We start from the raw sequence: 11,796 nt of genomic DNA, 5'->3' as shown, positions 1-11,796 counted from the left end.
CGAACAAGGCAGCGTGGAGGGGAAGACGCTCCCCTCCACGCTCACTCTGCTACTCGCGAATGCGCAGACCAGTCGACGTAGGGGGCTTTCCCATGGCTTTCTCCCTCCTCTCGAGGCCGGGTTCCGCCGTTATTCTGGCGCTGTCCGTTTCCGGCTGTCGACGCTTTTCGATGGCACTTGTCGGCAATGGCCATGAGCTGCCATGGCGCCGCGCCCGGACGTATTTCTAGGCTGGGCTTCATGCTTTCCTGGTATGCACGGGCGCTGGCCGGCGACGGCATTCGTCGGTACGGGAACTACAATGTGAACATCGTGTTGCCGGACGCCGGGGTCGTCGTGCGCATCCCGATCGAGGGCGGCGACGCGCGCGATCTGCGCCTGTGGCCGGAGCCCGAGGCGTTGTCCGCCCTCGCCCCGCTCGTGCCGCGCATGCCGCGGCTGCTGCACCGCTCCAGCCGGCCGCCGTTCCAGGTGCACACGTTCATCGCGGGGACCACGCTGCACGATCTCGCGCCGCGCGGCCGCGCCGTCCCCGCGCACGTCATCAGCGACGTCGTGGAGCTGATGGAGCTGCTGTGCCGCATCCCGGCGGGCCGGGTCCCGCCGCCGCCCGCCGGCTGGCCGCGGACCACGGCCGGGTTCGCCCGCCTGGTGGCGGGGGCCACGCAGCACGTGGCCGACCAGGTGCGCGCGAGCTCCTACGCACCGCTCTACGAGCGGCTGGCGATCCCGGACGACCCGCTCGCAATATTGGGCGAGCGGTGGCCGGAAATGGCCGGGCGGCGGTTCGCGCCTGTGCATTGCGATCTGCACAGGAAGAATCTGATCGTGGCCGATGGCGGCACGTTCTTCATCGACTGGGAATTGTGCCTGCCGCACGGTGACCCGGTTTACGACCTGGCCGTGCACCTGTCGAAGATGTGTTATCGGGGCGCGGAGGAGGACGCCGTCCTGCGCGCCTGGAGCGGCGCGCTCCCAGCCGCGCACATTCGCGGCTGGGAACACGACCTACGCGTTTACCGGGCACACGAGACAGTCAAAACCGCTCTGGTGGACAGTTTCCGCTACGCCAAGCTCATCGCAGCGGGCGCGGACGCCGCCGTCCCGCTGGCGTCGCTCACCGCCAAGGTCAACGCCGCGCACGAGGTGTGGGGGACAGGGCTGCGGCTGAGCGGCGCGGCCGTCGGAGAGGCGGTGTCCGCGGTCCTCGCCGCCGCGCCGCCGCGGCTCACGCCCCGGGAGCCCGCATCAGACCCTCGCCGGCCAGCCATCGGCGGCGTCCCGTCTCCCTGATCAGGGTCTTCGAGCCGGGCAGGTCGTGCTGGATGTACTGGCTCGCGATGAGCACCGTCTCCCAGTCGGTGGGGGAGAGCCCGGCCGCCGCGACGTCGGCCGCCCAGCTCCGCCACTCCAGCGGTACGCCCTGCCTGGCCCGCAGCAGCGCGGCCGCCGCCCGGCCGCCGGGGCCGGCCTCGCCGCGCAGGCGATCGAACAATCCGGCCACCGCCCTGTCGACGTCCAGGCTGACCTGCGGCGTGCCCGTGTAGAGCTTCTCCACGGGGACGGTCATGTCCTGCGGCGCGGGGGAGCGGAAGGCCGTCGCCAGGGTCGCGTAGATCTCGGCCAGCGTCGCCCGGTCGAAGACCACGCCCAGCTCCCTGACGATGTCCATCGGCTCGTCCGGGCAGTGCACGAGCACGGCGACGCGGTTGGGCGCGCCGAGCACCTCGCGCAGCTGGACCGGATCACGGTCCTCGGGGAAGGCAGATCCCTTCAGCCGGATCAGGCGCGGGGCGGCCGGGATGGCGAGCGGGTCGCTCACGTCCATCAGGAAGACCGTCATGGCCTGGGTGCGGTAGAGGATGAGGTCGGTGAGCTCGATGCGGTCCTGCGTCGCCACGTTCCACTGGAAGCGCCACAGGTCGCGGGCCGTCGGCCGGTCGTACCAGAACATCTCCGCGTGCACGGGCACGAAGTCGTGCGCGGCGAGGTAGTCGAGGCAGGCGTCCGCCTTCCTGGACAACACGCCGTCGGGCTTGATCGTGATGATCGCCAACCGCTGGAAGAACGGCAGGGCGTCGGCGCCGAGGACCTCGACGGCCGTGCGCCAGCTCTCCCGGAACGCGGAATCCGTCGCGAAATGCTGAAATTTCTCCGGCAAAGTGCTCAGAGCGCGCCAGGTGCCGTTCTCCGCGAGCGGATGAACCCATCGGTCGAGAACGTCGTTCATCCCGGCTGCCCCGCCACGAGCGGCTGGAAGTCCGCGGCGAACAGATCGATTGCCTCGGCCGTTTTGGGGTGCTCGGCCAGCGGCCGCAGGAAACGCCAGGGAACGGTCACGACATGCGCGCCGGCCAGGGCGAGTTCGGTGACGTCGTACGAGCGCCGCAAACTGCCCAAGATGACCTCGACGCCGTGTTTCTCCAGCAGCGGGACCGACTGCGCCACGACCGTTCGCGGATCCATTCCGGCGTCGCTCATCTTCCCCGCGAAGAACGACACGTACCGCGCGCCGGCCGCGGCGGCCAGCAGCCCCTGCGCCGTGGTCATGCAGGCGGTCACGTTGACCTGGAAGCCGTCGCGGGCCAGCCGGTGGACCGCGCGCAACGCCTCCCAGCCGCAGGACACCTTGATGACGAGCGATTTGTAGGCCAGCTCGTCGGCGACGGAAAGCGCCTGCCGGACCGTCTCCTCGGGGCTGTCCGCCATCACCTGAACGGAAAAGGGGAGGTGCGGTGGGTGATCACCGAGCAGCCGGGCGATTTTCTTGAGCTGCGTCATGCTGGATGTTCCCGTGGCGGCCCGGAGTACCGAGGGATTTGTCGTCACGCCCTCGATCAGACCCCGTTCCAGAGCTTGTTCGATCTCGGCGGGATCAGCCGAGTCCAGAAACAGTTTCATGCCGGCCTCTTTCTCGCGGACGGGCACCACGTCCCCAGTTTCCACAGGGCCGCATCAACCGCCAGCGATGCCGCCTGTCACTTTCTGCCGCTGGCCACAAGCTGTCATGTCCGCGGTCGGCCGGCCGGTGCCATACTCGGCGCCATGGTGATCCCGCGCCTCGTCGCCACCGATCTCGACGGCACCCTTCTCAGGTCCGACGGCACGCTTTCGGGACGCACGCTGGCCGCGCTCGATCGGGTCAGAGCCGCTGGCACCCTTGTCGCCGTCGTGACCGGGCGGCCCCCGCGCCGGATGGCCGAGCCGGCCGACCGGCTCCGCGGCGACGGCCTGGCGATCTGCGCCAACGGGGCGATCGAGTACGACCTGCGCACGCGGCGGGTCCTGGCCGAGCACGCGATCCCGCCAGACGTCGCCCGTGAGATCGTCCGGCGGCTGCGCGGGGCGCTGCCCGAGCTGACGTTCGCCGCCGAGTATCGCGACCGCTTCGCCTATGAGCCCGGCCATGAGCTGGGCGGGCACGACTCCCGCTCGCCGTGCGGATCGACGGCGCCGCTGAGCGAACTGGTCGCCCTGCCCTGCGTCAAGCTTCTCGCTCGCCATCCGCGGCTGTCCGCCGGAGAGCTCGTCGCGCACGCCGTCATCGCCGTCGGCGACCTCGCGACCCCGGTGAACACCAACCGGCGGCGGCTCGTCGAGATCTGCGCGCGGGGGGTGGACAAGGCCACCTCACTCGCCCGGCTCTGCGAGCGGCGCGGCATCCTGCCGTCGCAGGTGATGGCGTTCGGCGACATGCCGAACGACCTCCCCATGCTGGCCTGGGCGGGCCGCTCGTACGCGGTCGCGAACGCGCACCCCGCCGTGCTGGAGGCGGTTCGCCACCACGCGCCCGGCAACGACGACGACGGAGTGGCGGCCGTCCTGGAAACGCTCTACCCGCGGCTCGCCGCCACCGCCGAAGGCCCGATCCTCAGCCCTGGATCTGCACGCACCCGGTCGCCCACAACGACCGGGTGACGGAGGAGGTGATCTCGGCCGTCCGGCAGCGGTGGTAGGCCGGCGGCGCGGCGATCGTCACGTCCGTGCTCCCCGACCCGCGACACCCCCGGCCCGAGAAGTCGTACACCGGCCCGACGGGCGGGAAGGTCTGCCCGCCCAGCAGGCACACGTAGTCGTAGTCCTGGGCCTGTGCCGGCGCCACCAGCGACCCGGCGGCCAGCAGCGCCACGCCGCACATGGCCGCCACACGTGTGAGAGACATGCCCCGACGGTAAGGGCGGGGCGCCGCCCGGCCCAGATGCGATCTGTCACCGGACGGTGTGCGTTCCTCACACCCGGCCCGCCCGGGCTCCACTCGTTTTCCGCCGGGACGACTCAGGCGTTCCTGTGCTCGTCGATGCGGCGCTTCATGAACTCCCACGCCGACTGCTTGGAGATGCCGAGCTGCCGGCCGATCTGCTCCAGGCTGGCGCCCTCCTCCTGGGCGATGCGCATGGCGATCCACCGCTGCGTGCCGAGCATGGCCATGAGGTCGGCGTTGGCCTGGAGCGCCTCCAGCGAGGTGATCCGCGGCAGGTCCGCGAGCCTGGCCTCCAGCCGGGCGGCCTCGTCCTGCTGATCGGCCGCCCGCGCGGTGGTCAGCGCCTGTTCGAGCTGGATGCGCTCCAGGAAGGTGCTCCACTTCTGCCACAGTTCGTTGCCGCGGTCGGTGTTGGCGCTCACGCCCGTCACCTTAGCCGAGCCGGAGCGGTCACTCTCCGTGCGTCAGGTTGCCTTGACGCCGAAGGGCGGTCAGGTTAACCTGACGGTGATGAATCCCCTCAGAAACCCCCTCCACGTCATCGTGGCCGGCGGCGGCATCGCCGGCCTCTGCCTCGCCCAGGGCCTGCGCGCCTCGGGCGTCGACGTCCGCGTGCACGAACGCGACGACTCCCCGGCCGCCCGTGCGCAGGGCTACCGGCTGGGCCTCAAGGAGACCGGGGCGCGGGCGCTGCGCGAGTGCCTGCCCGGCGACCTCTACCGGCTGTGCCGCGCCACCGCCATCCGCACCGCCACCCGCATGATCTTCCTGGACGAGCAGCTCCGGCCCAGGTTCCAGCGCGAGATCCCGCCGCCGCCCGGCGGCGACGACGCCCCGTTCGGCGTCAACCGGCTCACCCTCAGGGAGATCCTGCTGACCGGCCTGGAGGACGTCGTACGGTTCGGCTCCGCCGTCGAGCGCTACGAGCCGGCGCCCGGCGGCCGGGTCCGCGTCGTGTTCGCCGACGGCTCGCAGGACGTGGCCGACCTGCTGGTCGGCGCCGACGGCACCGGCTCGGCGGTCCGGCGGCAACTCGTTCCCGACGCCGTCATCGACGAGCTGGACCGGGCCGTCTGGGGCCGCACCCCGATCACGCCCGCCCTCCTGGACCGGATCCCGCCCGAGCTGGTCGACAGCTTCAACCGCGTCCTCGGCCCCGCCGGCGCCGCCCTCTCCGTGGCGACCTGCCGCACCCCGGAACCACCCTCGCGGGCAGCCGCGCGCATCGCCCCGCGCGCCTGCCTGACCGACGTCCCCGGCTACTTCTCCTGGATGGTCGCCGTCCCCGGCGGCGAACGCCCGTCCGCGCCCGCGGACCTGCACCGGCTGGCCGCCCGCACCGTCGAGACCTGGCACCCGGCGCTCGGCGACCTCGTCGCCGCCGCCGACCGCGACGGCACGTTCGGCGTCTCGATCACCTCGGCCCGCCCCGTCCGGCCCTGGGCCGAGCCCGCCGTCACCCTGCTCGGCGACGCGATCCACACCATGTCGCCGGGCCGGGGCGACGGCGCCAATGTCGCGCTCCAGCACGCCGCGCTGCTGTCCCGCCTGCTCGCCGGGCGCGCGTCCCTGGCCGAGGCCAAGCAGGCGTACGAGACGCGGATGCTGCGCGACGGCTTCGCCGCCGTCGAACGCTCCCGCCAAGCCCCGTTCGCCCCCTTCGCCAGGACGGGCGGCGCCCGGTGAACGGGCCGGGATTCCGGTTCCGATTGAGCGGGGCCGGGGGTGCTGTTACCTTCGCACGGTGGACGACAGGCGTGCACGAGCGGAGGTGATCGAGGATTTCGCGGCTGCCCTGCGGGAATTACGCAACGCAGTCGGCAATCCCTCTTTCCGCGAGATGTCCGGCAGGTCGGGGGCGATCTCCCACACCACGCTGCACGAGGCCACGAAGGGCAACCGGCTCCCGAGCTGGGAGACCACCGTCGAGTTCGTCAAGGCGTGCGACGCGGACCCGGCCGCCTACCGCGAACGGTGGGAGAGCGCGAACCGGGTGGTCAGATCGGCGGGCACCGGTGACCGTGCGGGCCGCGAGCTCGCGGAAGCCCGTGCCGTGCCCCTCACCACCGGGTCCCCGGCGGCCAGGCCGGCCGGCGGGATCACGGTGTCCGTGCCGCCGCCTCCGCTCGGCGACGCCCGGCCCGCACCGCCCGCGCCAGGGACGAACGGGCGACCCCGGCCGCCGACCCGCCCCGCCGTGCTGGTGACGGCGGCCGCCGTCGTGGGAGTGGCGGCGCTGGCCGTGGCCGCCACCACCTGGGGCTTCAGGACGGAGCCGGCCGGCCCCGCCCCGTCGGCCGCCGGGCTGTCCCCGGCCGACTGCCCGGTCCGCGCCACCAACCCGCCCTGGGCCGCGCCGCCGCACGAGGGCGACGCCGCCCAGTTCATCGCGGACATCACGCTGTCCGACTGCACCCGCGTCCCCGCAGGCGAGACCGTGAGCAAGGTGTGGCGGCTGAAGAACGCCGGCACCGTGCCGTGGAAGGGGTACTCGCTGCGCCGCCTCGACCCCGGCCGGCAGGCCGACCAGTGCCAGACCATCTCCGACGTGCCGATCAAGGACACCCCGCCCGGCGAGACGGTCGACATTCAGACCGCCGTCACCACGCCCAGGAAGCCGGGCCTGTGCTACGTGCGCTTCAAGGTGGTGGACGCCTCGGGCGCGGTCGCGTTCCCCGGGAACCGGCCGATCAACTTCCAGATCATCGTCGAGTGACGCCGGTCAGGAGCCGAGGACGATCCCCGTGTAGTAGTGCTTGAGGATCCTGGAGTGGCTCCAGCCCGCCCGGGCCTGGTCGCGGGAGCCGTTCTGCGACATCCAGTCGCCGTCCACCCAGTTGCCGCACGCCGTCGTCGTCGCGCAGTACTGGGCGCGGAAGATCTTCCCGGCGCGGGTCAGCCGGGTGCCCCCTGGTTGCCGCTGTTGAAGGAGTAGCAGAACTCGCCGCTGTCGCAGACGCCGTCCCGGCTCGCGGCCGAGGCGGGCGGCGCGGCCGCGAGGACCGTCCCGGCGAGTGCGGTCACGGCCAGCAGCGACAACGGCCGGGCAGTGGGTGGAAGCACGGGAACCCTCCTCCGCGTCATCGGACGTGGTAACCCTGCGCGGCCCAGAACGCGGCCGGGTTCGCGTTGTCCAGGTGCGGGTCGCCGACGCTCTTGGACGCCTGCGCGACCCGTCCGGCGCGCACCTCGACGTGGGTGTGCGCGGACGACCGGCTCGACACCCCGCGCCACGACTCGGTGGCGATCGCCTGGCCGCGGCTCACCCGCTGGCCCGCGCGCAGGGCGGACAGCGGGGCGGAGTGCAGGTAGATCACCGTCTTGTTGGAGGCGGCGTTGTAGATGGCGATCGTGGAGAGGTTCGCCCGGCCGGTGGCTCCGCGTACGACGCTGACGACCTCGCCCGCCACCAGCGAGTAGACGTTCGAGCCCACGCCGCGCGCGAAGTCGATGCCCTCGTGCCGGCCGGAGGTGGAGGTGTAGCCGTCGAAGCCGCAGGTGATCCGGCCGCCGCTCGCCTTGTACAGCGCGTACGACATGTTGCTGCGCGCCGCCGACGACGGGCCGATCTGGTGGGAGGCGTTCTGGTTCTTCAGGGTGGCGTTGAGGTCGGCCTTGGCGCCGGGGGCGAAGTCCTGGTAGCTGCCGCTGTAGCCGCTGTTGAAGTAGACGCGGACGGTCTTGGCGGTGCGGTTCCAGGCGGCGGCCGCGGAGTTCTTGACGCAGGTGCCCTTGCCGGCGCCGGGGCCCTTGAAGTCGTAGCAGGTGGGCTGGGTGGTGGCGTAGTCGGCGACGGAGGTGGTGAAGTCGGAGACGGAGCCCTGGTTGCCGCTGTTGAAGTAGTAGCAGAACTCGCCGCTGTCGCAGACGCCGTCCCGGCTCGCGGCCGAGGCGGGCGGCGCGGCCGCGAGGACCGTCCCGCCGAACGCCATCGTGGCGCTCGCCGCCGCGAGGACCCTGGTGAGCTTGCTCATGCTGATCTCCTTGTGTTCGTCGGTAAATCGGGAGCCGGGCACGTCAGCGGCGCCGGTACTCCTCCCAGGTGCGGACGGCGACGCGCGGGCCGTCGTCCTGGCCGCGGCCGGCGAGCCCGTTCAGGCCGAGGTAGTAGTCACCGATCTGGTGCTGAGCCTGGCTGGACAGGTCGGTGTCGCTGATGGCGGCGGCGTGGATGTGCCACGGCCAGTCGCCCTGCCGCGGGCTGCGCACCCACGCGGCGAAGCCGACCAGGCGCAACGCGCGGACGACCGCGGTGCGCGTGGCGGCGTTCATGCCTTTCACCGAGACGTCCACGACGCCTCCGCCGTCGTGCGTGCCCGCGGACGTGGGGTCGCCGCCGGGGTTGTACGAGCCCTGATCCAGCGTGAGGTCACGGCCGAGCAGCCGCTCGGCCTCCGCCAGCATGTCCCGCGTGCGGGCGTCGACGGTCATCCCGTCCACGGACACCTTGGCGCCCGGCTCGACGACGTCCGTGACCGTGAAGCGGCCGGCGCCGAGCTTGGTGAGCGACGTCCGGCCCGGCAGGCCGTTGGCGGCGAGCCCGGTGAGCCCGAGCGACCTCTGGTAGCCGGCGTAGGCGGCGACCGTCGTGGTGCCGAAGTAGCCGTCCACCCACTTCGCGTCGAGCAGGCGCCGGTCCCGCAACGCCTCCTCGACGAGGAGCACGCCGGCCCTGGCGCCGGGGGTCAGCGTGTCGTCGGGCCGCCGCGGGTCGATCTGCGCCGCCTTGACGGTGGCCGCCATGTTCACGCTCGGCAGCGCGCCGGCGTCGGCCGCTCGCGCCGCCTGTGCCGCCGGTCCCGCGATCGCCGCCGTCAGCGAAGCGAGCAGGACGGCCGGCATGAGGGCGGCGGCGCGGGCGGGCAGCTTCATCGTCGACTCCTGTGCGAGGGCTCGGGGTGATGCCTGTGCGGCGGAGTCCAACGTTCCTGTCCGGGCGCCTGTCCGGTAGGAGAACGGTGTTGTCAGCCTGTTCGGCAGGCTGGTCCGGACGGGCGTACGCGGCGTCTGACGGGCGGCGCAAGCACGGTTTCACCGTGGACCTCGCTCTCGACGGCCGCAGCGCGCCGGACAAGTGCGAGCTCACTCCGTACGAGGTGGCGGCTCGTCCAGCGGGGGCGAGTCGCGGGTGCTGGTGTCGCGATCTTGATGCCCTGGATCGGGTTCCTTGAGAGTGCCATCGAGGTGGCCTGGGGCGCCGAAGCAGAAGCCGACGTAGCGTTCGCGCCGGCGGATGCCGACAATTTGTCGATCGGAAAGACTCAAGCGCCTGGAGGCGGCGCTAACCCGTTATCAGGGTTCTGGCCTTCCTGAGTGGCTCGAAGAGGGCGAGGTCCTGGTTGGTGAGAATGACGATGGTGTAGCCCTTGGTGGGGAACATGTCCAGCTCACTCCAGTAGCCGGGGATGCCGCCGTTGTGGCCCACCACGCGCACGCCGCCCCGCAGTTCGTCGCTGAAGCCGTAGCCGTACTTGCTGTCCTTGTTCAGGCCTTGCACCTTGCCTTCCATGACGGTCCGGGTGAGCTTGGCGTTGAGCAGCCGGTGTCCCCGCAGGGCCTGGGCGAAGTTGAGCATGTCGCCCACGGTGGAGATGGCGCCACCGGCGGGGGACGCCCCGTCGGGCTGGTCGCCGAGGTCGCGCAGCTCGCCCTCCGGGGTGGTGCCGTCCATCGTCGGCATGCCGACCCACTGGCCGTTCGTGTCGAACAGCGCGTAGGGATGCGCCATGCGCTTGACCTTGGCGGGCGTCCAGGGGCCGAGGAAGGTGTCGTGCATCCGCGCGGGCGTCAGGATGTGCTTGCGGACGTAGTCGGCGTAGTCCTGCTTGCCCACCTGCTCGATGAGCGCGCCCAGGACGATGTAGCCGGCGTTGCTGTACTGCATCTTCGCGCCCGGCTCGGACGTCAGCGGCTGCTTGACGATCTCCTTCATCAGCACGTCGACGTCGGTCTGCGCATGGTCGTTCCCGGGAATCTCGCCCATGCCCGAGGTGTGGGTGAGGAGGTGGTGGACGGTCACCGTGTCGGCGATCTCGTCCGGGAAGCCCTTGACGTGCGTGCCGATCGTGTCCTGGAAGGAGACCTTGCCTTGCTGGACGAGCTGGGCGACGGCGACGCCGGTGATCATCTTGCCCATGGAGCCGATGCAGAACCGCGTCCGCGGCGTGTTGACCTCGTTCCTGACCTTGTCGGCCATGCCGTAGGCGTTGTTCAGTACCGGCCGGCCGTGCTTGGCCACCAGGACCGCTCCCGAGAACTTCCCGGCGGCGGCCAGGTCCTTCAGGTAGGCATGGAAGGCACGCCAGTCTTCTCGTGAGGGAGCAGCGGCCGCCTGCGCGACCGGCCGTCCGGTGGCGGCGAGCGCTGCCAGCAACGCTCCGCCGGCAAAGGCCCTGCGGCTGACATCCATGGGATATTCCTTTCGAGTGCAGGGGCAGGGGACTGCCTCGCGCTGTCGCCACCGCGGCCCGGCTAGGGACAGAGCACGCTCGCGGCGGCCTTGTTCATGGCGTCATTGATCGGCATGGCCTGCCGGTTGTCGATCTTCAAGGTGGTGGATACCGCGAACTGGGTCCGGCCGTCGGCGGAGGTGTAGGTCACCGCCAGGAAGCCGGGGCCGCTGCCCGCGGCCGCCGCGACCGTCCCGCCGCACAGATCGGGCCGCGGCTGTCCGACCGCTCTTTGCAGGTCCGCCGGCAGCAGCCGGCCCTGGCCGAGCGCGCGGTAGAAGGCGCTCAGATCGCCGGAGGTGGAGACCACTCCTCCGGCCGCGCCGCCGAAGCTCGCGTTCTGCCGGTCGACGTCGCGCGGCCTGCCCTTGGCGTCGGGGTGGTAGCCGTGCCCGTGCGGGCCCTTGATCCCCTGAGGAGGCCTGGTGGTCAGGTAGGTGTGCTTCATCCCCAGCGGTACGAAGAGACGCCGCTCCAGCTCGGCGGACAGGCTGCGGCCGGTCACCTTCTCCACGATCAGGCCGAGGAGAACGTAGTTGGTGTTGGAGTAGGCGAACCCCGCGCCCGGCTCCCCGGTGCGGGGGACCTCGCGGGAGGCCTTCACCAGGTCGATCGGGGAGTAGTAGGTCGTGAAGTCGAAGGCGTCGTCGAACTTCCCCGAAGCGAAGAAGTCGGGGATGCCGGAGCTGTGGCGGAGCAGCTGCTGGACGGTGATCTCGCCGGCCCGCTCGACCAGGTCCTGCTGCGCCACCTGGGGCAGAACGGCGGCCAGCGTGTCCTCCAGGCGGAGCTTGCCCTCCTTGACCAGTTGCAGGACCACGGTGGCCGTCATGAGCTTGGTCTGGGACCCGACCCGGTAACGGGAAGCCGCGGGAATGTGCCCGCCCTTGCCGCCGAGCAGGCGGGTCCCCGCGCTCCCCTGCCCCTGGCGCCGGCCGTCGACGTACAGCTCGCCGATGGCCCCCACCACGCCGTCCGTCTTCGCCAGGTCCTTCATCGCCTGCTGGACGTCTCCCGTCTTGACCTCGACGGCGGCGGTGGCGGAGGTGTGGAGACTCAACGCCAGCATGGCCGATGCCAACCCGGTCAGGCCGGCCGCTCGTGCACGGCTCATCTCGTCATGATCCTTTCCATGGGGCTTTCGAG

At 71.4% G+C, this 11,796-nt stretch carries 13 protein-coding genes; 4 read left to right on the top strand and 9 right to left on the bottom strand.

What is annotated here, in order from left to right; translation table 11 throughout:
* Positions 1 to 240: 240 nt before the first annotated feature.
* A complete protein-coding gene (locus tag MF672_RS08065; RefSeq protein ID WP_242371797.1) occupies positions 241 to 1,293 on the top strand; it encodes an aminoglycoside phosphotransferase family protein in 1,053 nt (350 codons plus the stop codon).
* Here MF672_RS08065 and MF672_RS08060 read toward each other — a convergent pair.
* On the bottom strand, positions 1,229 to 2,230 hold the full coding sequence (locus MF672_RS08060; protein WP_242371799.1) for a nucleoside-diphosphate kinase: 1,002 nt from the start codon (positions 2,228 to 2,230) through the stop codon (positions 1,229 to 1,231). The two genes, MF672_RS08065 and MF672_RS08060, sit on opposite strands and share 65 nt — an antisense overlap.
* Positions 2,227 to 2,901 carry a transaldolase family protein gene (locus tag MF672_RS08055; RefSeq protein WP_242371801.1) on the bottom strand — a complete coding sequence of 225 codons (675 nt, stop codon included), beginning with the start codon at positions 2,899 to 2,901 and terminating at the stop codon, positions 2,227 to 2,229. The genes MF672_RS08060 and MF672_RS08055 overlap by 4 nt, the downstream gene beginning before the upstream one ends.
* A 144-nt stretch (positions 2,902 to 3,045) precedes the next feature.
* On the opposite strand from MF672_RS08055, the gene MF672_RS08050 reads away from it, so the two are divergent.
* Entirely contained in the window at positions 3,046 to 3,918 is an 873-nt protein-coding gene (locus tag MF672_RS08050) for an HAD family hydrolase (protein WP_242371802.1), read from the top strand.
* Here MF672_RS08050 and MF672_RS08045 read toward each other — a convergent pair.
* A complete protein-coding gene (locus MF672_RS08045; RefSeq protein ID WP_242371804.1) occupies positions 3,872 to 4,162 on the bottom strand; it encodes a hypothetical protein in 291 nt (96 codons plus the stop codon). The two genes, MF672_RS08050 and MF672_RS08045, sit on opposite strands and share 47 nt — an antisense overlap.
* Before the next feature lie 113 nt (positions 4,163 to 4,275).
* Positions 4,276 to 4,623, bottom strand: coding sequence for a hypothetical protein (locus tag MF672_RS08040; protein WP_242371806.1), 348 nt, complete (start codon positions 4,621 to 4,623; stop codon positions 4,276 to 4,278).
* Between the two features lie 88 nt (positions 4,624 to 4,711).
* Between MF672_RS08040 and MF672_RS08035 the strand changes: the two genes are divergently transcribed.
* Together MF672_RS08035 and MF672_RS08030 are read left to right on the top strand one after the other, a co-directional pair.
* Positions 4,712 to 5,887 carry an FAD-dependent oxidoreductase gene (locus MF672_RS08035; protein ID WP_242371808.1) on the top strand — a complete coding sequence of 392 codons (1,176 nt, stop codon included), beginning with the start codon at positions 4,712 to 4,714 and terminating at the stop codon, positions 5,885 to 5,887.
* Between the two features lie 154 nt (positions 5,888 to 6,041).
* Positions 6,042 to 6,917 (top strand): NBR1-Ig-like domain-containing protein, encoded by an 876-nt coding sequence (locus MF672_RS08030; RefSeq protein ID WP_242371810.1) that lies wholly within the window; start codon positions 6,042 to 6,044, stop codon positions 6,915 to 6,917.
* Positions 6,918 to 7,096: 179 nt separating this feature from the next.
* Here the strand turns inward: MF672_RS08030 and MF672_RS08025 are convergent, their stop codons facing one another.
* The 5 genes from MF672_RS08025 to MF672_RS08005 form a co-directional block, all read right to left on the bottom strand.
* Positions 7,097 to 7,264, bottom strand: coding sequence for a hypothetical protein (locus MF672_RS08025; protein WP_242371812.1), 168 nt, complete (start codon positions 7,262 to 7,264; stop codon positions 7,097 to 7,099).
* A gap of 17 nt (positions 7,265 to 7,281) precedes the next feature.
* Positions 7,282 to 8,175, bottom strand: a complete 894-nt coding sequence (locus MF672_RS08020) for a peptidoglycan DD-metalloendopeptidase family protein (RefSeq protein WP_242371814.1) — start codon at positions 8,173 to 8,175, stop codon at positions 7,282 to 7,284.
* A 43-nt stretch (positions 8,176 to 8,218) separates the two neighbouring features.
* Positions 8,219 to 9,073, bottom strand: coding sequence for a peptidoglycan-binding protein (locus tag MF672_RS08015; RefSeq protein ID WP_242371815.1), 855 nt, complete (start codon positions 9,071 to 9,073; stop codon positions 8,219 to 8,221).
* 409 nt (positions 9,074 to 9,482) lie between these two features.
* Positions 9,483 to 10,610: a serine hydrolase domain-containing protein gene (locus MF672_RS08010; RefSeq protein WP_242371817.1), complete on the bottom strand. Its 1,128-nt coding sequence runs from the start codon at positions 10,608 to 10,610 to the stop codon at positions 9,483 to 9,485.
* 62 nt (positions 10,611 to 10,672) lie between these two features.
* Positions 10,673 to 11,764: a serine hydrolase domain-containing protein gene (locus MF672_RS08005; RefSeq protein ID WP_242371819.1), complete on the bottom strand. Its 1,092-nt coding sequence runs from the start codon at positions 11,762 to 11,764 to the stop codon at positions 10,673 to 10,675.
* Positions 11,765 to 11,796 lie beyond the last annotated feature (32 nt).

Origin of the sequence: Actinomadura luzonensis (assembly GCF_022664455.2) — a bacterium.
GTDB classification, from domain to species: Bacteria; Actinomycetota; Actinomycetes; order Streptosporangiales; family Streptosporangiaceae; genus Nonomuraea; species Nonomuraea luzonensis.
This window is presented reverse-complemented; position numbering and strand designations above follow the sequence as displayed.